The sequence below is a fragment of the Pseudomonas sp. Irchel 3E13 genome, from assembly GCF_900187455.1.
GTDB lineage: Bacteria > Pseudomonadota > Gammaproteobacteria > Pseudomonadales > Pseudomonadaceae > Aquipseudomonas.
Window position 1 is genome coordinate 189568 of the sequence record NZ_FYDX01000007.1, and the last position, 21666, is coordinate 211233.

The following is a 21666-nucleotide window of genomic DNA, read 5'->3' on the forward strand; positions in this document are numbered from 1 at the left end:
TCACCCACCACTGACAGCCCGCCGGTCCTCCCGCGGGCACCGCTGAAACCGCGCCCGATAACTGCGGGTGAAATACGACGGTGAGTCGAAGCCGCAGGCGATGCTCACCTCCAGCACGCTCATCTCGGTCTGGCGCAGCAGTTGCCGCGCCTTGTCCAGGCGCAAGCGCAGGTAAAAGCCGCTGGGCGTGTCGTTCAGGTACAGGCGGAACAGCCGCTCCAGTTGGCGCCGGCTGACCTGCACCGACCCGGCCAGGTCGAGGGTGTTCAGCGGCACCTCGGTATTGCGCTCCATCGCGCCGATCACCTGCACCAGCTTGCTGTTGCTGATGCCGTAACGCGAGGCGATCTGCATGCGCTGGTGGTCCTGGCGCGGGCGGATGCGCCCGAGCACGAACTGTTCGGACACCTGAATCGCCAGCTCGGCGCCATGGGCCTGGGCGATCAGGTCGAGCATCAGGTCAATGGACGCGGTGCCGCCCGCCGAGGTGATGCGGCGGCGGTCCACTTCGAACAGCTCCTGCGTCGCCTCCAAACGCGGATACCGCTCCTTGAACGCGTCCAGCGCCTCCCAGTGCAAGGTCACACGGTGGCCGTCGAGCAGCCCGGCTTCGGCCAGCACCAGCGTGCCGGTGTCGATGCCACCGAGCACCACGCCGTCGTGATCGAGCTTGCGCAACCAGTGCGCCAGCGTCGGGCCGTAGCTCTGCAGCGGCTCGAAACCCGCCACCACCAGCAGCGTCGCGCCTTTGCCCAGCGGCTCCAGCGGACCGTCGGCGTTGACCGACATGCCGTTGCTCGCCAGCACCGCCCCGCCGTCCAGGCTCAGCACCCGCCAGCGATACAGCCCGGCGCGGAAACGGTTGGCCACCCGCAGCGGCTCCAGCGCCGAAATGAAACCCAGCGCGGAGAATCCGGGCAACAGCAGAAAGTGGAAATCCTGGGACATGGTGGCGACTCGACAGCCAGGGAAGTGCGGTTAATACCGCGCAGGTCGCCGCTGTGCAAGCGCCGGTCGCCACAGTGCGATTTTCTACGCTGAAGCCCGCGTAATTTGAGCACCACGGCTCGCAGAAGCCGCATCCCTATAACAATTAGAACTGCCGTTGGAGGAGCCACCATGTACAGATCGCTGCTGATGCTCGTCGGTACCGCAATCCTCAGCACCAACGCACTGGCCGCCGAGCCGGCCGTCTGCAAGAACGTCCGCCTGGGCGTCGTCAACTGGACCGACGTGATGGCCACCAGCGCCATGACCCAGGTGCTGCTGGACGGCCTCGGCTACCAGACCAAACAGACCAGTGCCTCGCAACAGATCATCTTCGCCGGTATCCGTGACCAGCGACTGGACCTGTTCCTGGGCTACTGGAACCCGATCATGACCCAGACCATCACCCCGTTCGTCGACGCAGGCCAGGTCAAGGTGCTCGACACCCCCAGCCTGAACGACGCCCGCGCCACCCTTGCCGTGCCGAAATACCTGGCCGACAAGGGCCTGAAAACCTTTGCCGACATCCAGAAATTCCAGAAGGAATTGGGCGGCAAGATCTACGGCATCGAGCCGGGTTCCGGGGCCAATACCCAGATCAAGGCGATGATCGCCAAGAACCAGTTCGGCCTGGGCAAATTCCAGCTGGTGGAGTCCAGCGAGGCCGGCATGCTCGCGGCGGTCGATCGCGCCGTGCGGCGCAAGGAAGCCGTGGTGTTCTTCGGCTGGGCGCCGCATCCGATGAACGTGAATGTCGACATGGCCTACCTGAGCGGCAGCGAAGACGCCCTGGGCCCGGATGAAGGCCGCGCCACGGTGTGGACCGTCACCGCGCCGGACTACGCCAGCCGCTGCCCGAACGTCAGCCGCCTGCTGAGCAACCTGACCTTCAGCGCCGAAGCCGAGAGCCGGATGATGCAACCGCTGCTGGACCACAAGGACGCGCTGGAGTCGGCGCGGCAGTGGCTCAAGGACCATCCCGAGGACAAGGCCCGCTGGCTTGAAGGGGTGACCACGCTGGACGGGCAACCCGCCGCTGAGAACCTCAAGCTCACCGCCAACTGAGACCCCGCCGTCCTTCCCTGCAGGAGCGAGCTTGCTCGCGATGAGGCCCTCACAGAGCCCGCGACACAGCCATCGCGAGCACGCTCGCTCCTACAGAAGTGCTACGCGATACCCATGATTTTTCGTCGCCCACCCAGGCCACGAACCAGACAGACACGCCCCAAGGAACCCCGCAATGAACCACGACGTCATCATCACCTGCGCCCTCACCGGCGCCGGCGACACCGCCAGCAAAAGCCACCTGGTCCCGGTCACGCCGAAGCAGATCGCCGCCGCCGCGGTGGAAGCCGCCAAGGCCGGCGCCACCGTGGTTCACTGCCACGTCCGCGATCCCGAGACCGGCCGCTTCAGCCGCGATGTGGCGCTCTACCGCGAAGTGATGGAGCGCATCCGCGAATCCGACGTGGACATCATCGTCAACCTCACCGCCGGCATGGGCGGCGACCTGGAGATCGGCCCCGGCGAAATGCCCATGGAATTCGGCCCCGGCACCGACCTCATCGGCCCACTGGAGCGTCTGGCCCACGTCGAAGCATTGCTGCCGGAAATCTGCACCCTGGACTGCGGCACCCTCAACTTCGGCGACGGCAACAGCATCTATGTTTCCACCCCGAGCCAACTGCGCGCCGGCGCCAAGCGCATCACCGAACTGGGCGTGAAAGCCGAGCTGGAAATCTTCGACACCGGCCACCTGTGGTTCGCCAAGCAGATGATCAAGGAAGGCCTGCTGGACGACCCGCTGTTCCAGCTTTGCCTGGGCATCCCGTGGGGCGCGCCGGCGGACACCACCACCATGAAAGCCATGGTCGACAACCTGCCGCCAGGCGCGACCTGGGCCGGGTTCGGCATCGGTCGCATGCAAATGCCGATGGCCGCACAGGCGGTGCTGCTGGGCGGCAACGTGCGGGTCGGCCTGGAAGACAACCTGTGGCTGGAGAAAGGCGTGCTGGCCAGCAACGGCCAACTGGTGGAGCGCGCCGCCGAGATCCTTCACCGCCTGGGCGCGCGGGTTCTGACCCCCGCCGAAGGCCGCGCCAAAATGAACCTGACCCGTCGCTGATCCACAGGAGCCCCACATGCGCTTTATCACTGAAATCAAAACCTTCGCCGCCCTCGGCAGCGGCGTGATCGGCAGCGGCTGGGTCGCCCGCGCGCTGGCCAACGGCCTCGACGTAGTGGCCTGGGATCCGGCGCCCGGCGCCGAGCAGGCTCTGCGCAAACGCATCGCCAACGCCTGGCCTGCGCTGGAGAAACAAGGCCTGGCGCCCGGCGCCTCGCAGGAGCGGCTGCGTTTCGTGGCGACCATTGAGGAATGCGTGCGCGACGCCGATTTCATCCAGGAAAGCGCGCCGGAGCGGCTGGAGCTCAAGCTCGACCTGCACGGCCAGATCAGCGCCGCAGCCAAGCCCGATGCACTGATCGCCTCCAGCACCTCGGGGCTGTTGCCCAGCGAGTTCTACGAGTCGTCCATCCATCCCGAGCGCTGCGTGGTCGGCCATCCGTTCAACCCGGTGTACCTGCTGCCGCTGGTGGAAATCGTCGGCGGCCGGAACACCGCGCCCGAGGCTATCGAAGCAGCAAAACAGGTCTACAGCGCCCTCGGCATGCAACCGTTGCACGTGCGCAAGGAAGTCCCCGGGTTCATCGCCGACCGCCTGCTCGAAGCGCTGTGGCGCGAGGCGCTGCACCTGGTCAACGATGGCGTGGCCACCACCGGCGAGATCGACGACGCGATCCGCTTCGGCGCTGGTCTGCGCTGGTCGTTCATGGGTACTTTCCTGACCTACACCCTGGCCGGTGGCGATGCTGGCATGCGCCACTTCATGGCGCAGTTCGGCCCGGCGCTACAACTGCCGTGGACCTACCTGCCCGCCCCGGCGCTGACCGATGAACTGATCGACGCCGTGGTGGATGGCACCACCGACCAGCGCGGCGAGCGCAGCATTGCCTCGCTGGAGCGCTATCGTGATGACTGCCTGCTGGCGGTGCTGGACGCGGTAAAAACCACCAAGGCCCGCCACGGCATGACGTTCAGCGACTGACCCGGAGAAACGCGATGCCTGCCTTGCTGACTTACCAGACCCCGGTGCTGGAAGACTGGGTGGATTACAACGGGCATCTGCGCGATGCCTTCTACCTGCTGATCTTCAGCTACGCCACCGATGCGTTCATGGAGCGCATCGGCCTGGACGGCGCCAACCGCGATGCCACGGGGCATTCGCTGTTCACCCTGGAATGCCACCTGAACTACCTGCATGAGGTGAAGCTGGGGACGCCGGTGTGGGTGAACACGCAAGTGATCGGCTTCGACCGCAAGCGCCTGCACCTCTATCACAGCCTGCACCGTGAAGGCTTCGAGCCGGCGCTGGCGGCCAATGAACAGATGCTGCTGCATGTGGACCTGGCGGGGCCGAAATCGGCGCCCTTTGCCGAGGAGGTGGTGGAGCGGTTGCGGGGGATCGTCGCGGAGCAGGCGGATCTGCCGGCGGCGGAGTTTGTCGGGCGGGTGATCGGGCTGCCGGGCTGAGTTCCTCTGGTTTCAACCGCCCAAAAAAACAGCCCCGGATAGCCGTGACGCGTCCGGGGCGAAGAGTGAGCAAATTACCTGCTGCCAGAAGACCGGTGACCAAACCGCCCTCAACCTGTGCATGGCCTCAGTGTGCACACTCCCGCGTCACGCAATATTGCCGAAAACGACCTGTTCATAGGTAATGCGGCCATCGCGACAATCTGCCCTTGCCGCGCTCGCCGAGCGCTTCCAGAATCGATCCACGATCTCACCTGCCACAAGGACTAACGCCATGATGCACGCGGATTTGATTGATCAGGACGACTTGGTTGGGCACCTGCGCGCCCTCGGTTTCGAAACGCCTTCCGGGGTCAGCGCCGAACAGGCGTGCGAGCACGCGGTGCGCGGGCTGAGCGAGCCACAGGCCAAGGCGCTGAAAGGAATGGTCGAGCAGATGTACACCGGCAGCGCGACGATCTTGCCGGCGGTACGTCAGGCGATTGAAAAGCAGTTGTTGCCGGCGCTGGCGGAGTTCAAGGCGGCTCATCGGTAATCGAAGTCGCTCCACAAGCCACTCCAGACCTGTAGGAGCGAGCTTGCTCGCGATGGGGCCAGCGGCCCCAAGAGAATCGCGAGCAAGCTCGCTCTTACAACCTCACACTCGCAAACGTCGACTCGTTCCGCGCCTGACTCAACGCCGCCATCGGCCCCGCCAGCGGCGAGAGCACCAGCGCCTGCGGGATCGGCATCATCGCCACCTGCTGGGCCGTATTGGAACCCACGCGCTCATCCCGCGGCGGAATGCCGAAGTACTCGCGGTAGCACTTGGAGAAGTGCGGCGTGGAGACGAACCCGCACACCGACGCCACTTCGATGATCGACATCGGCGTCTGCTTGAGCAGTTGCCGCGCGCGGATCAGGCGCAGCTTGAGGTAGTAGCGCGACGGCGAGCAGTGCAGGTATTTCTGGAACAGCCGTTCGAGCTGGCGCCGCGATACCGAGACGTACACCGCCAGTTCGTCCAGGTCGATTGGCTCTTCAAGGTTGGCTTCCATCAGCGCGACGATTTCCTGCAGCTTCGGCTGGTTGGTGCCGAGCATGTGCTTGAGCGGCACACGCTGGTGATCCTGTTCGTTGCGGATGCGCTCGTAGACAAACATTTCCGAAATCGCCGCCGACAGTTCGCGGCCGTGATCGCGGCTGATCAGGTGCAGCATCATGTCCAGCGGCGCGGTGCCACCGGAGCTGGTGAAGCGGTTACGGTCGAGGGTGAACAGGCGGGTGCTCATGCTCACCCGCGGGAAGGCTTCCTGCATCGCCGCCAGACATTCCCAGTGCACGCTGCAATCGAAACCATCGAGCAGGCCGGCACAGGCCAGCGCCCAACTGCCGGTGCACACCGCGCCGAGGCGGCGCGACTGGCGGGCCTGGCTCTGCAGCCAGGTGACGTGTTCACGGGTCACGGTGCGCTGGATGCCGATGCCGCCGCAGACGATCACGGTGTCCATCGGCGGCGCCTTGTGCATCGCTGCATCGGGGGTGATCTGCAGACCGTCGCTGGCCCAGACCTGGCCGCCATCCACGCTCAGGGTATGCCAGCGATACAGCTCGCGGCCGGACAACTGGTTGGCCATGCGCAGCGGTTCAACGGCGGATGCCAGGGAAATCAGCGTGAAGTTGTCCAACAGCAGGAAACCGATGGATTGGGGCGTGCGGGTTTGGGGTTGGGCCCCGGAGTTGTACGACGTCATCGCGATCTCTCCTCACACAATGCAGGTTGCGCCTCAGGCACGGGCTTTTTGTATTTGCCCCGGTTCGAATGCAGGGGCTTTGCCAATCTCAACGCAAATGCCATGCCTGAAATTGAACAGCTATTCAATAAATCCTGAAAACGACGTCGCGACACGTCTAAAAAGCGCCCTCGACCAGCCGCTCCAGTGAACGGAAAGGGCCGGTCCAGGGCTCATCGGCAGGCGTGGTGAGCAGTTCGGTAGCACTGGCGGGAAAGTTGCCCAGAAGCGACACGAAAGAGTGTCACCTGAGGTAGTACGGAGGGATTTTCAGCGTAGGAAAAACTGGCCTTTCGCCCACGCGCCAAAAGGCGGCGCGGGCGTGGGCAGGTGAGCGAAAACGGCGCAGCGCACTCAGCACTCGATGGCGCTGACCGCCAGACCGCCGCGGGAGGTTTCCTTGTACTTGTCGTGCATGTCGGCGCCGGTATCGCGCATGGTGCGGATCACCCGGTCGAGGGAAATGAAGTGCTCACCATCCCCTCGCAGAGCCATCTGCGCGGCGTTGATCGCCTTAACCGCGGCGATGGCGTTGCGCTCGATGCACGGCACCTGGACCAGCCCGCCGACCGGATCGCAGGTCAGCCCCAGGTTGTGTTCCAGGCCGATTTCGGCGGCGTTTTCCAGTTGCGCCGGAGTCGCGCCGAGCACTTCCGCAAGCCCCGCCGCAGCCATCGCGCAGGCCGAGCCGACCTCGCCCTGGCAACCGACTTCGGCACCGGAAATCGACGCGTTCTTCTTGCACAGGATGCCCACCGCCGCAGCAGCGAGGAAGAAGTCCACCACACAGGCTTCGCTGACTTCATCGCTGAAGCGCATGTAGTAGTGCAGCACCGCAGGAATGATCCCGGCCGCGCCGTTGGTGGGCGCGGTAACCATGCGCCCGCCCGCAGCGTTTTCTTCGTTGACCGCCAGGGCGTAGAGGTTGACCCACTCCATCGCGCTCAGGGTCGAGCCGATCACGTTGGGCTTGCCCAGCTCCTGAAGGCTGCGGTGCAACTTGGCTGCGCGGCGTTTCACATTGAGGCCGCCGGGCAGGATGCCTTCGTATTTCAGGCCGCTTTCCACGCAATCCTGCATGGCCTGCCAGAGCTTCATCAGGCCGGCGCGAATCTCCGCTTCACTGCGCCAGACCTTCTCGTTTTCCAGCATCAATTGCGACACGCGCATGTCGTTTTGCTTGCAGCGTTCGAGCAGTTCCTCGGCGCTGTTGAAATCGTAGGGCAGCACGGTGTTGTCGCTGTCCAGCACACCGCTGGCGGCCTGCGCCGCGTCGACCACAAAGCCGCCACCCACCGAGTAATAAGTGTCGCTGTGCAGCTCGCCGTCAGCGCCTTCGGCCACCAGGGTCATGGCGTTGGGATGATAGGGCAGGTTCTCGTCCAGCAGGCGCATGTCGCGCTGCCAGATAAAGGGTAAGGGCAGGCGGCCGTCGAGCAGCAGGGTGTCGGTTTCGCGCAGGGTGGCGATGCGGATGCCGATCTGCGACGGGTCGATCGCGTCCGGCCATTCGCCCATCAGGCCCATGATCACGGCGTTGTCGCTGCCGTGGCCGACACCGGTGGCCGACAGCGAACCGTAGAGGCGCACTTCGACGCGGCGCACCTGCTCCAGCTCACCCCGCTCGCGCAGGCCCTGGACGAACAGAGCCGCAGCGCGCATGGGGCCGACGGTATGGGAACTGGACGGGCCGACGCCGATCTTGAACAGGTCGAACACACTGATGGCCATGGCCACGAACCTCCTGATTGGGCAGGCGTACGCAGCCCGGGCACGGAGGCCACAGCTGCTACGCTGACTGGGCGGCAATCCGCCGATTCCGCGCATCATCAGGCTTTTGGCAACACCCCTGACGTCTGCAACCGACTCACTCTTGTCCAGCAACGCCGCCCCTTGCGAGCGGCCTGAAAGCGCCGTTTTTTTGCGGTGCAGACGGGGCGAAAGAGTGTTTATCGGGGCCGATGAATCCATATGCGACCTCATTGGCACTGGATGCGACCCTGCCTGTACTGGTTACGACGCACCCTGTAGGCGTTTGTTTTTCGCTGGTAGATGATCGGTATCGACTCGATTGCACGGCACTCGTCCCGCTGTCGCCCGGCAGCCAGGCCCGACCGAATGCAGACATAAAGCACGGCGGTCCCGTGGGACGTCCGAAAAAAAACACTAAGGAGTCCATTCATGAAAGGTTCACCTTCGCTGTTACTGGCCGCGCTACTGAGCCTCCCGGCGCTGGCCCAGGCCGCCGAGCCTGAAGCGTGTCACACCGTCAACTTCTCCGATGTCGGCTGGACTGACATCACCGTGACCACCGCTGTGACCAGCGCCGTTCTCGAAGCGCTGGGCTACAAGACCCGCACCACCATGATCTCCGTCCCGGTGACCTACAAGTCGCTGGCCGACGGCAAGAACATGGACGTGTTCCTCGGCAACTGGATGCCGACCATGGAAAACGACATCAAGCAGTACCGCGATGCCGGCACCGTGGAAACCGTCCGAGCCAACCTGGAAAACGCCAAGTACACCCTCGCGGTCCCGCAGGCGTTGTATGACAAAGGCCTGAAGGACTTCGCCGATATCGCCAAATTCAAGAAGGAGCTGGACGGCAAGATCTACGGCATCGAGCCGGGCAACGACGGCAACCGCACCATCCAGAGCATGATCGACAAGAACGCCTTCGGCCTGAAAGACGCCGGTTTCAAGGTGGTCGAATCGAGCGAGGCCGGCATGCTGTCGCAAGTCGATCGCGCAGCACGACGCGGCACCGATGTGGTGTTCCTCGGTTGGGAACCGCACCCGATGAACAAGCGCTTCAAGATGCAGTACCTGAGTGGCGGCGATGACTTCTTCGGCCCTGACTTCGGCAAGGCCACCGTGCTGACCAACACCCGCAAGGGTTACACCCAGGAATGCGCCAACGTCGGTCAACTGCTGAAAAACCTGTCCTTCACCCTGGACATGGAAAGCACGCTGATGGGCAACGTCCTCGACGACAAGACCAAACCCGACGCCGCCGCCAAGGCCTGGCTGAAAAACAATCCGCAGGTGCTCGACACCTGGCTGGCCGGCGTAACCACCGTAGACGGCAAACCCGGCCTGGAAGCGGCCAAGGCCAAACTCACGCAGTAAGCACGCCCCCGCGGCGGCACTGACCGCCGCGGGGAGTTTTCGAATCCTTGCAGGTGGACGCTCGCTATCATGCTGATCGATCAAAAAATACCCTTGGGCCAGCACATCGCGGCCTTCGTTGAATGGCTGACCCAACACGGCGCCAATTACTTCGATGCCTTCGCCGCGGCGCTGGAATGGATGATTCACGGGGTGACCGGGGCACTGACCTGGTTCAACCCGTTCGTCCTCATCGGGCTGATCGCACTGGGCGCACACCTGATCCAGCGAAAGTGGGCGCTGACCGCCTTTTGCGTGGCGTCGTTCCTGCTGATCCTCAACCTGGGTTACTGGCAGGAAACCATGGAGACCCTGGCCCAGGTGCTGTTCGCCACCCTGGTCTGCGTGGCCATCGGCGTGCCGCTGGGCATCGTCGCCGCGCACAAGCCGATGTTCTACACCGCCATGCGCCCGGTCCTCGACCTGATGCAGACGGTCCCCACCTTCGTTTACCTGATTCCGACCCTGACCCTGTTCGGTCTGGGTGTGGTTCCCGGGCTGATTTCGACGGTGGTGTTCGCCATCGCCGCGCCGATCCGCCTGACCTACCTGGGTATCCGCGACGTACCCCAGGAACTGCTCGACGCCGGCAAGGCCTTTGGCTGCTCGCGCCGACAACTGCTGTCCCGTATTGAACTGCCCCATGCGATGCCAAGCATCGCGGCCGGTATCACCCAGTGCATCATGCTGTCGCTGTCGATGGTGGTGATTGCCGCGCTGGTGGGGGCCGATGGCCTGGGCAAACCCGTGGTCAACGCACTGAACACTGCCGATATCGCCCTGGGCTTCGAAGCGGGCCTGGCGATCGTCCTGCTGGCAATCATGCTCGACCGTATCTGCAAACAACCCGATGTACAGGTAAGGGGTGAGGCATGAGCATCATTCGCTTTGAAGACGTAGACGTCATCTTCTCCAATCGACCGCGTGAGGCACTCAGCCTGCTAGACCAAGGCCTTACGCGGGAGCAAATCCTCAAGAAGACCGGGCTGGTGGTGGGCGTGGAAAAAGCCAACCTGGACATCAATAAAGGCGAAATCTGCGTGCTGATGGGCCTGTCCGGCTCGGGCAAGTCCAGCCTGCTGCGCTGCATCAACGGCCTCAACACCGTCAGCCGTGGCAAGTTGTACGTCGAGCATGAAGGCTCGCACATCGACATCGCCCACTGCACCCCGGCGGAACTGAAGATGATGCGCACCCAGCGCATCGCCATGGTGTTCCAGAAGTTCGCCCTGATGCCTTGGCTGACGGTGCGCGAGAACATCAGCTTCGGCCTCGAAATGCAGGGCCGCCCGGAGAAAGAGCGGCGCAAGCTGGTGGACGAGAAGCTGGAGCTGGTGGGTCTGACCCAGTGGCGCAACAAGAAGCCCGACGAACTCTCCGGCGGCATGCAGCAGCGCGTCGGCCTCGCCCGCGCATTGGCCATGGATGCCGACATCCTGCTGATGGACGAACCGTTCTCCGCCCTTGATCCGCTGATCCGCCAAGGTCTGCAGGACGAGTTGCTGGAACTGCAACACAAGCTGAACAAGACCATCGTTTTCGTCAGCCACGACCTGGACGAAGCGCTGAAGCTCGGTACCCGTATCGCCATCATGAAAGACGGCAAGATCATCCAGTACAGCAAGCCGGAAGAGATCGTCCTCAACCCGGCGGACGACTACGTGCGCACCTTCGTGGCTCATACCAATCCGCTCAACGTCCTCTGCGGCCGCAGCCTGATGCGCACGCTGGACCAGTGCAAACGCATCAATGGCTCGGTGTGCCTGGACCCGAGCGGCGATTCCTGGCTCGACCTGGCCGAAGGCAACACCATCAAGGGTGCCCGCCAGGGCGTGAACGGCCTCGACCTGCAGAACTGGGCGCCGGGCCAGGCAGTGGAAGGCCTCGGCCGCAAACCGACGCTGGTCAACGTCAACATCGGCATGCGCGAAGCGCTGCAGATCCGTTACCAGACCGGCAACAAGCTGGTGCTGCAAGAGGACAACCGTGTGGTGGGGATTCTCGGCGACAGCGAGCTGTATCACGCGCTGCTGGGCAAAAACCACGGCTGATCCGCAGAGCCTCATCGCTGCGCTTCGGGGCGCCGAACCGCAGCGATGAGGCCCTGAAACAACATCCCGCGGAGATTCCCGCCTATTCTTATCGCGTGCCACTCTTCAGGACGTCCTGCACGCAATGAGACTCTCCACCTTCCGCTCCCTCGATCTGCGCAGCCTGATTCTGCTCCTCGCCCTGTTTTCGGCGCTGGCCACCCTGGCCAACAGCCTGGTGGTCGCCTACGGCGTGCAGCGCGACGCGCTGATCCAGTCGACCCTCGAAGCCAACCGCGCCTACGCGGCCAAGGTGGCCTCCAGCATCGACGGCTTTCTGAAATCAGCCCAGTCGCACCTGGACTACAGCGGCCACCTGCTGGTCCGCGACTTCGACAACCCCCTGCTGCTGCGCGCCGAAACCCTGCGGCTGCAGGCTCAGGATGAAGACTTCGATGCCGTGGTCATCACCGATGACACCGGCAGGGTGCTGCAGGTCTACCCCGAAGACCGGAAGATCATCGGCAGCCTGCTGCGCTCCGAAGAAATGCAGCAAGCGGTCAAGGAACGTCGCCCGTTGATCAGCCACGCCTACGAGTCGGCCGGCGGCAAACTGATGGTGTTCATCTCAAGGCCTCTGATCGACCCCGGCGGCAAGTTCCTCGGCGTACTTGGCGGCGCGGTCTACATTCACACCAGCAACGTGCTGAGCGGCCTGATCTCCAGCCACTTCCACCATGACGGCACCTTCGCCTTCGTCGTCGACGAAAACCGACGCCTGCTGCACCACCCCGACGACCCGCGCATCGGCGAAATCCTGGGCGCCAGCAAGACCGTCGATGCTGCGCTACGCGGCGAAAGCGGCAGCATGCAGATGAAAAACTACAAAGGCATCCCGATGCTCGCCGGCTACGCGCCCGTGGCCAGCGCCAACTGGGCCGTGGTCGCCCAGCAACCCAGTGAGCAAGCGCTGGCCACCCTGGGTCAACTGATGAAGAACATGATCATCGACCTGCTCCCGGCCAGCCTCGTGGGAATGGCGCTGCTCTGGGGCGGCGCCCTGCTGATCACCCGGCCACTGCAGCAACTGGCGGTCAGCGCCACACAACTGTCCCAGCCACAGACCACCGAGCAGTTGCGCAAGATCGATGCCTGGTACAAGGAACCGGCGGCCATTCGCCAGGCGCTGATCACCAGCGTGCAACTGATCCAGCAGAAAATCGGCCGGCTGCACGAACAAGCCCAGAGCGACCCGATGACCGGCCTCGCCAACCGCCGCGCGATGGATGCCACGCTGGCCCTGTTCGACCAGTCGCAACAGCCCTATTCGGCGCTTGAGCTGGATATCGACTTCTTCAAACGGGTCAACGACACCTACGGCCACGATGCCGGCGACGTCGCGCTCAAGCAGGTGGCCACGATCATCGCCCGGCACTCCCGCAGCGGGGACCTGGCGTGCCGCGCGGGCGGCGAAGAGTTCGTCCTGCTGCTGCCAGACACCGACCTCAGCGCGGCCTGCGCCATTGCCGAGCGGATCCGCGCCAGCATCGAGACCACCGCCGTGACCGGGGTTGGTCACATCACCCTGTCCATCGGCGTCGGCTGCCGCGGACCGCACGCGAACAGCGCCGCCGAAGTGCTCAAGCAAGCGGACGAGAACCTCTATCGGGCCAAGCAGGGCGGGCGTAATCGGGTGGTGGGGTAGCGGCGTCCCACAGCCTCCGCCGCCATAAATGAAAAAAAGGGCCTCACCGTCACCGGCAAGGCCCTTTCTTCATTTCAGCGATCGGCGATCAGCTATACACCCGCCCCAGCAACTGGCGGTGGCTGTCGAACTGATCCAGCACGTCACGGGTGATCTGGTCGGGCGTGAAGCCCATCAGGTCATATTCCTGACTGCCGTTGTGCAGGTAGACCTCGGCGCGGTAGAAGCGCTGGCGCACTTCGCTCTCGCCTTCCGCCGGTGCTTCGTTCGGCGCGGCCAGGTAACCGTCCAGGCTCACTTCGTAGACGAAGGGGTTGCCCTCTTCCATGGTCACGCGCAGGCCCAGGGACGAACGGGACTGACCGACGCGGGTCTCCACCGTCAGACCCATGCTGCGCAGTTGCTCGGCGGCGTCTTTCAGCGCCGGGCTGACCTGCTTGTCCATGAAGCGCTGGACCATCGCCTGGGTCGGTTGCAGGTCGAGCTGGCTCAGCCGCTCGCTGAAACCACGACGACCGCGCGCGGCCAGTTCGGCCTGTTCCTGCTCGACCTGGCTGTCCTGTTTCATGGCCTTGTACAGACCGAACATGAACACCACCAGCACCACCGAGAACGGCAGGCCGGCCAGCACCACCATGGTCTGCATCGCCTCGAAGTTGCCGGCGAAGAGCAGGCCGACGGTGACGATGGTGATGATCGCGGACCAGAGGATACGCAGCCAGTGCGGCGCGTCTTCGTCGACGCTGCCGCCTTTGCACGACAGGTTGGCCATCATCACCGCGCCGGAGTCGGCGGGGGTCAGGAACAGCACGAAGCCGACGAACACGGCGACGCCCACGACGATCTTGGCTGCCGGGAAGTGCTCCAGCAGTTGATAGATCGACATCGACGGCTGCTCCAGCGCCGTTCGTCCCAGCTCCACCGCGCCGTGGTTCATCACCAGGTCCAGGGCGGTGTTACCGAAGATCGACAGCCACGCCAGGGTGAAGCCCAACGGGATCAGCAGCACACCGGCTACCAGTTCGCGCACGGTGCGGCCGCGGGAGATCCGGGCGATGAACATGCCGACGAACGGGCCCCAGGAAATCCACCAGGCCCAATAGAACACGGTCCACAGACCCAGCCAGCGTTCGGACTTGGCCGCATCGCCTTCATAGACGTAGAGGTCGAAGGTCTTGAGGATCGCGCCGTTGAGGTAGTCACCGATGTTCTGCACGAAGCTATTAAGCAGGTGCAGGGTCGGGCCGTTGAGCAGGACGAACAGCAGCAGACCGCTGAACAGAATGATGTTCAGGTTGGACAGGCGGCGGATGCCGTTCTCCACACCCGACACCGCGGCGATGGTCGCCACCGTGCTCATGACCAGGATCACGATCAGCAGGTTGGTGTTGCTGTGCTCCATGCCGAACAGGTATTCCAGACCCGACGACACCTGCATCGAACCGATGCCCAGGTTGGTCACCAGCCCCAGCAGGGTCACGAACATGCCGAAGATGTCCACGGTATGTCCGGCGGCACCCTTGACCCAACGCTCGCCGACCAGCGGGTACAGCGCCGAGCGCAGGGCCAGCGGCTGGTTGTGACGGTAGGCGAAGTAGGCCACGGCCAACCCGACCAACGCGTAGATCGCCCAGCCGTGCAGGCCCCAGTGCAGGAAGGTCAGTTGCAGGCCAGCGCGGGCCGACTGCAGGCTGGCCGAAGCACCTTCGGGCGGATTGTAGTAGTGATCCAGCGGCTCGGAAGCACCGAAGTACAACAGCGAGATGCCGATGCCGGAAGAAAACAGCATGCCGGCCCAGGCGCCGTAGCTGAAGTCCGGCTTGTCATCCTTGCCGCCAAGTTTGAGCTTGCCGTAGGACGAAAAGGCGATGGCGATGACGAACACCAGGTAGCCACCGATCACCAGCATGTAATACCAACCGAAGCTGCGCGACAGCCAGGCCTGAGCCTCACCGAGCACGTGGCCTGCGGTTTCCGGAACTGCGATCAGCAAGGCAGTCAACAACAGGATCAGCAGGGTGGAGGTGAAAAACACCACGCTGTTGACCCGGACCCTCTCGACGGGGGTCTTTATCAGGGAGGCAGAACTCATTGCACGGATGCTCCAGGCGGTGCGTGAGAAAAAGTGAAACGACCCGTTCACCCGCGCAATTGGTGCAATAGCCCTATTGCGTCAGGTGTTATAAAAGCACCTTGAAAAACCGTGGTCCCAAATCGAATGCGTTGAAAAACAGGCTGAAAACCCCGGCTCGAGGGTTGCGCCGCGCGGCCACTGGCCGGACGGCAACGCTGTTCAACGGTGCGTCTATGCGCGTGAAACACCATGTTTTACGGGGCTCCACGGCTTTCCGGGGTGCCAATTCGTGCCTTCTGACGGGCTCAAAATCCTGTCAATGGCACAAATTGTCGCAGAGCTTATTCTTTGTTGATTGAACGTTCAATCAAAACAAAATAGACTGGCCTTCGCCGAGTCAGCCGCTTGTCGTCTGCTCGCAGGCCTGAGGAGATTTGCCAGATGCCCAAGGTCGGTATGCAACCCATTCGCCGCCAGCAGTTGATCGAAGCCACACTCACGGCTATCGATCAGGTCGGCATGGGTGATGCCAGCATTGCGCTGATCGCCCGTTTGGCCGGTGTGTCGAATGGCATCATCAGTCACTACTTTCAGGACAAGAACGGCCTGATCGCAGCGACCATGCAATATTTGATGACGGTGTTGAGCGAGGGCGTCGCCGCCCGCCGCCAGGCACTCACGGACGACAGCCCGCGTGCCCACCTGCAGGTGATCATCGAAGGCAACTTCGACGCCAGCCAGGTCAATGGCCCGGCAATGAAAACCTGGTTGGCGTTCTGGGCCACCAGCATGCACCAGCCGTCCTTGCACAGGTTGCAGCGGATCAACGATCACCGCCTGTATTCCAACCTGTGCAGCCAGTTCCGCCGAGTGTTGCCGCTGCCCGAAGCACGCAGCGCAGCCCGCGGCCTGGCAGCGTTGATCGACGGTCTGTGGCTGCGCGGTGCGCTGTCCGGAGACGCCTTCGACACCACCCAGGCGCAACAAATCGCTTACGAATACATGGATCTACAACTGGCGAAACAGACGAGCCCGGACGTACAGAACCAGGCCTCTGAAACCCCGCGCAGCAAGACCCGAAAGACATCGGGAGTCGCCGCCGGATAGCCAAAACACATTGCACTTGCGAGGACACTATGGCCCGTTTCGAAACGCAAAAACTCTACATTGATGGTGGTTATGTCGACGCTGGCAGCGATGCCACTTTCGAAGCCATCAACCCGGCCAACGGCGAAGTCCTCGCCCATGTGCAACGTGCTACCGAGGCTGACGTCGAGCGCGCCGTCGAAAGCGCCGAACGTGGCCAGAAAGTCTGGGCGGCGATGACCGCCATGCAGCGTTCGCGCATCCTGCGCCGCGCCGTCGACATCCTGCGCGAGCGCAACGACGAGCTGGCCGCCCTGGAAACCCTGGACACCGGCAAGTCCTACTCGGAAACCCGCTACGTCGACATCGTCACCGGCGCCGACGTGCTGGAATACTACGCAGGCCTGGTCCCGGCCATCGAAGGCGAGCAGATCCCGCTGCGCGAATCGTCGTTCGTCTACACCCGTCGCGAGCCGCTGGGCGTCACCGTCGGTATCGGCGCGTGGAACTACCCGATCCAGATCGCCCTGTGGAAATCCGCCCCGGCCCTGGCCGCCGGCAACGCGATGATCTTCAAGCCGAGCGAAGTCACCTCGCTGACCACCCTGAAACTGGCCGAGATCTACACCGAAGCCGGCCTGCCGGACGGTGTGTTCAACGTCCTCACCGGCAGCGGCCGCGAAGTCGGCACCTGGCTGACCGAGCACCCGCGCATCGAGAAAGTCTCCTTCACCGGCGGCACCGTCACCGGCAAGAAAGTCATGGCCAGCGCCTCCAGCTCCTCGCTGAAGGAAGTGACCATGGAACTGGGCGGCAAATCGCCGCTGATCATTTGCGACGACGCCGACCTGGACAAGGCCGCCGACATCGCCATGATGGCCAACTTCTACAGCTCCGGTCAGGTCTGCACCAACGGCACCCGTGTGTTCGTTCCGGCGTCGTTGAAGGCCGCTTTCGAAGCGAAAATCGTTGAACGTGTCGCCCGCATCCGCGTCGGCAACCCGGAAGACGAGAACACCAACTTCGGCCCGCTGGTCAGCTTCGCGCACCTGGAAAACGTCCTCGGCTACATCGCCAAGGGCAAGGAAGAAGGTGCCCGCGTCCTGTGTGGCGGCGAGCGTCTGACCGACGGCGAATTCGCCAAGGGCGCCTTCGTCGCGCCGACCGTGTTCACCGACTGCCGTGACGACATGACCATCGTCAAGGAAGAGATCTTCGGCCCGGTCATGAGCATCCTCAGCTACGAAACCGAAGACGAAGTGATCCGTCGCGCCAACGACACCGAATACGGCCTGGCCGCCGGTGTCTGCACCAACGACATCAGCCGCGCCCACCGCATCATCCACAAGCTCGAAGCCGGCATCTGCTGGATCAACGCTTGGGGCGAGTCGCCGGCGGAAATGCCGGTCGGTGGCTACAAGCAATCCGGCGTCGGCCGCGAAAACGGCGTCAGCTCGCTGGCCCAGTACACCCGCATCAAGTCGGTACAGGTCGAGCTGGGTTCCTACACCTCGGTGTTCTAAGCGCCCTTTTGTAGCCGCGCCCGGTCCGTGCTGACCGGGCGCCTCCCGCTCTCCCCGCCTACTGCCCAATGAGGGAACTGAACATGTCCCATATTTTCGACTACATCATCGTCGGTGCCGGCTCGGCCGGTAACACCCTGGCGACCCGCCTGACCGAAGACGAAGGCGTCACCGTCCTGCTGCTGGAAGCCGGCGGCCCGGACTACCGCGCCGACTTCCGCACCCAGATGCCCGCCGCGCTGGCCTTCCCGCTGCAAGGCCGCCGCTACAACTGGGCCTACGAGACCGATCCCGAGCCGCACATGGACGGCCGCCGCATGGAATGTGGTCGCGGCAAGGGCCTGGGCGGTTCTTCGCTGATCAACGGCATGTGCTACATCCGCGGCAACGCTCTGGACTTCGACGGCTGGGCCAAGCTGCCCGGCCTTGAAGACTGGACCTACCTGGACTGCCTGCCGTATTTCCGCAAAGCGGAAACCCGCGACATCGGCCCGAACGACTACCACGGCGGCGACGGCCCGGTCAGCGTGGCCACGCCGAAAGCCGGCAACAACCCGCTGTTCCACGCCATGGTCGAAGCCGGCGTGCAGGCCGGTTACCCGCGCACCGAAGACCTCAACGGCTACCAGCAGGAAGGCTTCGGTCCGATGGACCGCAGCGTGACCAAGAACGGCCGTCGCTCTAGCACCGCCCGCGGTTACCTGGACACCGCCAAGAAGCGCCCGACCCTGACCATCGTCACCCACGCCCTGAGCGACTGCGTGCTGTTCGAAGGCAAGCGCGCCGTTGGCGTGACCTACCTGGTCGGCGCCAGCGAAGAGCGCGTGGAAGCCCGCGCGCGCAAGGAAGTCATCGTCTGCTCCGGCGCCATCGCCTCGCCGCAACTGCTGCAACGTTCCGGCGTCGGCGCCCGCGCGCTGCTGGAAAGCTTCGACATTCCGGTGGTCCATGACCTGCCGGGCGTCGGCGAAAACCTTCAGGACCACCTGGAGCTGTACCTGCAATACGCCTGCACCCAGCCGGTGTCGCTGTACCCGTCGCTGTTGTGGTGGAACCAGCCGGCCATCGGTGCCGAGTGGCTGTTCAAAGGCACCGGTATCGGCGCCAGCAACCAGTTCGAGGCCGGTGGTTTCATTCGTACCCGTCCGGAATTCGAATGGCCGAACATCCAGTACCACTTCCTGCCGGTGGCGATTAACTACAACGGCTCCAATGGCGTGAAGGAACATGGCTTCCAGGCGCACATGGGCTCGATGCGCTCGCCGAGCCGTGGCCGTATCCAGTTGAAGTCGAAGGATCCGCGCCAGCACCCGAGCATCCTGTTCAACTACATGGCAACCGAGCAGGACTGGCAGGAATTCCGCGACGGCATCCGCCTGACCCGCGAAATCATGGCTCAGCCGGCGCTCGACGCTTACCGTGGCCGCGAAATCAGCCCGGGCGAGCACGTGCAGACCGATGAGCAACTGGACCAGTTCATCCGCGAGCACGCCGAAACCGCGTTCCACCCGTCCTGCTCCTGCAAGATGGGCGACGACGAGATGGCGGTGGTAGACGGCCAGGGCCGAGTGCACGGGATGGAAGGCCTGCGGGTGGTCGATGCGTCGATCATGCCGATCATCATCACCGGCAACCTCAACGCCACCACGATCATGATCGCCGAGAAAATCGCCGACAAGATCCGCAATCGCCAGCCATTGCCGCGCAGCACCGCCAAGTACCATGTGGCGGGTGACGCACCGGTCAAGGGCAAGGCCATGCGCGAAATCCGATGACCCCATCCCTCGCTGACCCCGAGGGAGCTGGCTTGCCAGCGATAGGGCCGGTGTAAGCAGCACAAGAACAAGGCACCTTGCACAGGTGCCTTTTCTACATCTGCGGAAACGCTTTACAGCCCGCCAATTCATCAGGTTAGAATCGGTTGGCACGCGACCTGCTTATCAGTCAGGTCCTCTTCCCCGCGATGTCCCGGAGTAACGCCTTTGGATGCGAGCACCATCAACAGCCTGTTCTTGATCGGCGCTTTGCTGGTGGGTGCAAGTATTCTGGTCAGCTCGCTGTCGTCACGGCTGGGCATCCCTATCCTGGTCATCATCCTCGCGGTCGGCATGGTCGCGGGTGTCGATGGTGGCGGGATCATCTTCAACAACTACCCCGTCGCCTACCTCGTGGGCAACCTGGCGCTGGCCGTGATCCTGCTGGACGGTGGTCTGCGCACCCGGGTGGCAAGTTTCCGCGTGGCACTCTGGCCGGCATTGTCGCTGGCAACGGTGGGCGTGCTTATCACCACCGGCCTCACCGGCATGGCCGCGGCCTGGCTATTCGACCTGAACCTCATGCAAGGCCTGCTGATCGGCGCCATCGTCGGCTCCACCGACGCCGCGGCGGTGTTCTCGCTGCTGGGCGGCAAGGGCCTGAACGAACGGGTCACCGCCACCCTGGAAATCGAGTCCGGCAGCAACGACCCGATGGCCGTGTTCCTTACCGTCACCCTCATCGACATGATCGCCAGCGGCCAGACCGGCCTGCACTGGAGCCTGTTGCTGCACCTGGTGCGCGAATTCGGCATCGGCGGCGTGCTCGGCCTGGGCGGCGGCTGGCTGATGCTGCAACTGGTCAACCGGATGAACCTGGCCGGCGGCCTCTACCCGATTCTGGTGATCGCCGGCGGCCTGGTGATCTTCTCCATGACCAACGCCCTGCACGGCAGCGGCTTCCTTGCCGTCTACCTGTTCGGCCTGGTGCTGGGCAACCGCCCGATCCGCAGCCGCCACGGCATCCTGCACATGCTCGACGGCATGGCCTGGCTGTCGCAGATCGGCATGTTCCTGGTCCTCGGCTTGCTGGTCACGCCCCACGACCTGCTGCCCATCGCCCTGCCGGCGCTAGCCCTGGCGCTGTGGATGATCCTGTTCGCCCGACCGCTCTCGGTGCTGGTCGGCCTGCTGCCGTTCAAGGCCTTCCATGGCCGCGAAAAAGCCTTTATTTCCTGGGTTGGCCTGCGCGGCGCGGTGCCGATCATTCTCGCCGTGTTCCCGCTGATGGCCGGCCTGCCCCAGGCCCAGCTGTACTTCAACCTGGCGTTCTTCATCGTGCTGGTCTCGCTGCTGGTGCAGGGCACCAGCCTGCCGTGGGTCGCGCGCCTGCTGAAAGTGACCGTACCGCCGGACCCGGCGCCAATCTCGCGTTCGGCCCTGGAAGTGCACATCACCAGCGAGTGGGAGTTGTTCGTCTACCGCCTCGGCGCGGAAAAATGGTGCATCGGCGCTGCCCTGCGCGAGCTGAAAATGCCCGAAGGCACCCGCATCGCCGCCCTGTTTCGCGGCCAGCAACTGCTCCATCCGTCGGGTAGTACGGTGCTCGAAGTCGGCGACCTGCTCTGCGTGATCGGTCACGAACACAACCTTTCGGCCCTCGGAAAACTGTTCAGCCAGGCGCCGCAACGTGGCCTCGACCTGCGCTTCTTCGGCGACTTCGTGCTCGAAGGTGACGCAGAACTGGGGGCTGTAGCCGCGTTGTACGGTCTGCAACTCGACGGCCAGGACCCGCAAATGCCGCTGGCACACTTCATCCAGCAGAAGGTCGGCGGTGCGCCGATCGTCGGTGACCAGATCGAGTGGAACAACACGACCTGGACCGTTGCTCTGATGGAAGGGAACAAGATCCAGAAAGTGGGGATCAAATTCCCGGAAGGTAGCCGACCCGGCCCCGGGTTGTTCCTCTAAACTT

The 21666-nt window shown here is 63.7% G+C and carries 17 protein-coding genes; 13 read left to right on the forward strand and 4 right to left on the reverse strand.

The genetic code is table 11. The features are described from left to right. On the reverse strand, positions 1-948 hold the full coding sequence (locus tag CKW37_RS13845; protein ID WP_095156271.1) for a GlxA family transcriptional regulator: 948 nt from the start codon (positions 946-948) through the stop codon (positions 1-3). Positions 949-1119: 171 nt separating this feature from the next. Between CKW37_RS13845 and choX the strand changes: the two genes are divergently transcribed. The 5 genes from choX (at position 1120) to CKW37_RS13870 (ending at position 5114) form a co-directional block, all read left to right on the forward strand. Next, positions 1120-2052, forward strand: a complete 933-nt coding sequence (gene choX / locus CKW37_RS13850; RefSeq protein ID WP_095156272.1) for a choline ABC transporter substrate-binding protein — start codon at positions 1120-1122, stop codon at positions 2050-2052. A 175-nt stretch (positions 2053-2227) separates the two neighbouring features. After that, complete coding sequence (locus CKW37_RS13855) at positions 2228-3112, forward strand: 3-keto-5-aminohexanoate cleavage protein (protein WP_095156273.1); 885 nt, start codon at positions 2228-2230, stop codon at positions 3110-3112. Between the two features lie 16 nt (positions 3113-3128). Continuing rightward, positions 3129-4094, forward strand: a complete 966-nt coding sequence (locus tag CKW37_RS13860) for an L-carnitine dehydrogenase (RefSeq protein WP_095156274.1) — start codon at positions 3129-3131, stop codon at positions 4092-4094. 14 nt (positions 4095-4108) lie between these two features. Beyond that, positions 4109-4579 (forward strand): thioesterase family protein, encoded by a 471-nt coding sequence (locus tag CKW37_RS13865; protein WP_095156275.1) that lies wholly within the window; start codon positions 4109-4111, stop codon positions 4577-4579. 274 nt (positions 4580-4853) lie between these two features. Continuing rightward, entirely contained in the window at positions 4854-5114 is a 261-nt protein-coding gene (locus CKW37_RS13870) for a hypothetical protein (RefSeq protein WP_095156276.1), read from the forward strand. A gap of 94 nt (positions 5115-5208) precedes the next feature. On the opposite strand, the gene CKW37_RS13875 is transcribed toward CKW37_RS13870, so the two are convergent. Both CKW37_RS13875 and CKW37_RS13880 read right to left on the reverse strand, forming a co-directional pair. Then, a complete protein-coding gene (locus tag CKW37_RS13875; protein ID WP_095156277.1) occupies positions 5209-6312 on the reverse strand; it encodes a GlxA family transcriptional regulator in 1104 nt (367 codons plus the stop codon). A 393-nt stretch (positions 6313-6705) separates the two neighbouring features. After that, on the reverse strand, positions 6706-8082 hold the full coding sequence (locus CKW37_RS13880) for an L-serine ammonia-lyase (protein WP_095156278.1): 1377 nt from the start codon (positions 8080-8082) through the stop codon (positions 6706-6708). A gap of 450 nt (positions 8083-8532) precedes the next feature. On the opposite strand from CKW37_RS13880, the gene CKW37_RS13885 reads away from it, so the two are divergent. The 4 genes from CKW37_RS13885 to CKW37_RS13900 all read left to right on the forward strand — a co-directional run bounded on the left by CKW37_RS13885 (position 8533) and on the right by CKW37_RS13900 (position 13254). Then, positions 8533-9480, forward strand: coding sequence for a choline ABC transporter substrate-binding protein (locus CKW37_RS13885; RefSeq protein WP_095156279.1), 948 nt, complete (start codon positions 8533-8535; stop codon positions 9478-9480). 66 nt (positions 9481-9546) lie between these two features. Beyond that, positions 9547-10395, forward strand: coding sequence for a choline ABC transporter permease subunit (choW, locus tag CKW37_RS13890; RefSeq protein WP_175652826.1), 849 nt, complete (start codon positions 9547-9549; stop codon positions 10393-10395). Then, a complete protein-coding gene (gene choV / locus CKW37_RS13895) occupies positions 10392-11570 on the forward strand; it encodes a choline ABC transporter ATP-binding protein (protein ID WP_095156281.1) in 1179 nt (392 codons plus the stop codon). The genes choW and choV overlap by 4 nt, the downstream gene beginning before the upstream one ends. Before the next feature lie 124 nt (positions 11571-11694). After that, positions 11695-13254, forward strand: a complete 1560-nt coding sequence (locus tag CKW37_RS13900; protein WP_095156282.1) for a sensor domain-containing diguanylate cyclase — start codon at positions 11695-11697, stop codon at positions 13252-13254. Between the two features lie 88 nt (positions 13255-13342). Here CKW37_RS13900 and CKW37_RS13905 read toward each other — a convergent pair whose 3' ends face one another. After that, positions 13343-15289, reverse strand: coding sequence for a BCCT family transporter (locus CKW37_RS13905; RefSeq protein WP_256587760.1), 1947 nt, complete (start codon positions 15287-15289; stop codon positions 13343-13345). Positions 15290-15769: 480 nt separating this feature from the next. Between CKW37_RS13905 and betI the strand changes: the two genes are divergently transcribed. The 4 genes from betI to CKW37_RS13925 all read left to right on the forward strand — a co-directional run bounded on the left by betI (position 15770) and on the right by CKW37_RS13925 (position 21662). Next, positions 15770-16435 carry a transcriptional regulator BetI gene (betI, locus tag CKW37_RS13910; protein WP_095156284.1) on the forward strand — a complete coding sequence of 222 codons (666 nt, stop codon included), beginning with the start codon at positions 15770-15772 and terminating at the stop codon, positions 16433-16435. 29 nt (positions 16436-16464) lie between these two features. Continuing rightward, positions 16465-17937, forward strand: coding sequence for a betaine-aldehyde dehydrogenase (gene betB, locus CKW37_RS13915; RefSeq protein WP_095156285.1), 1473 nt, complete (start codon positions 16465-16467; stop codon positions 17935-17937). Positions 17938-18020: 83 nt separating this feature from the next. Continuing rightward, a complete protein-coding gene (gene betA, locus CKW37_RS13920; protein WP_095156286.1) occupies positions 18021-19712 on the forward strand; it encodes a choline dehydrogenase in 1692 nt (563 codons plus the stop codon). Positions 19713-19919: 207 nt separating this feature from the next. Further along, on the forward strand, positions 19920-21662 hold the full coding sequence (locus CKW37_RS13925; RefSeq protein WP_095156287.1) for a potassium/proton antiporter: 1743 nt from the start codon (positions 19920-19922) through the stop codon (positions 21660-21662). Positions 21663-21666 lie beyond the last annotated feature (4 nt).

Bases quoted from the DNA above. Each gene is read 5' to 3' on its own strand.
- CKW37_RS13845 (WP_095156271.1), bottom strand. From the start codon at position 948: ATGTCCCAGGATTTCCACTTTCTGCTGTTGCCCGGATTCTCCGCGCTG.
- choX (WP_095156272.1), top strand. From the start codon at position 1,120: ATGTACAGATCGCTGCTGATGCTCGTCGGTACCGCAATCCTCAGCACC.
- CKW37_RS13855 (WP_095156273.1), top strand. From the start codon at position 2,228: ATGAACCACGACGTCATCATCACCTGCGCCCTCACCGGCGCCGGCGAC.
- CKW37_RS13860 (WP_095156274.1), top strand. From the start codon at position 3,129: ATGCGCTTTATCACTGAAATCAAAACCTTCGCCGCCCTCGGCAGCGGC.
- CKW37_RS13865 (WP_095156275.1), top strand. From the start codon at position 4,109: ATGCCTGCCTTGCTGACTTACCAGACCCCGGTGCTGGAAGACTGGGTG.
- CKW37_RS13870 (WP_095156276.1), top strand. From the start codon at position 4,854: ATGATGCACGCGGATTTGATTGATCAGGACGACTTGGTTGGGCACCTG.
- CKW37_RS13875 (WP_095156277.1), bottom strand. From the start codon at position 6,312: ATGACGTCGTACAACTCCGGGGCCCAACCCCAAACCCGCACGCCCCAA.
- CKW37_RS13880 (WP_095156278.1), bottom strand. From the start codon at position 8,082: ATGGCCATCAGTGTGTTCGACCTGTTCAAGATCGGCGTCGGCCCGTCC.
- CKW37_RS13885 (WP_095156279.1), top strand. From the start codon at position 8,533: ATGAAAGGTTCACCTTCGCTGTTACTGGCCGCGCTACTGAGCCTCCCG.
- choV (WP_095156281.1), top strand. From the start codon at position 10,392: ATGAGCATCATTCGCTTTGAAGACGTAGACGTCATCTTCTCCAATCGA.
- CKW37_RS13900 (WP_095156282.1), top strand. From the start codon at position 11,695: ATGAGACTCTCCACCTTCCGCTCCCTCGATCTGCGCAGCCTGATTCTG.
- betI (WP_095156284.1), top strand. From the start codon at position 15,770: ATGCCCAAGGTCGGTATGCAACCCATTCGCCGCCAGCAGTTGATCGAA.
- betB (WP_095156285.1), top strand. From the start codon at position 16,465: ATGGCCCGTTTCGAAACGCAAAAACTCTACATTGATGGTGGTTATGTC.
- betA (WP_095156286.1), top strand. From the start codon at position 18,021: ATGTCCCATATTTTCGACTACATCATCGTCGGTGCCGGCTCGGCCGGT.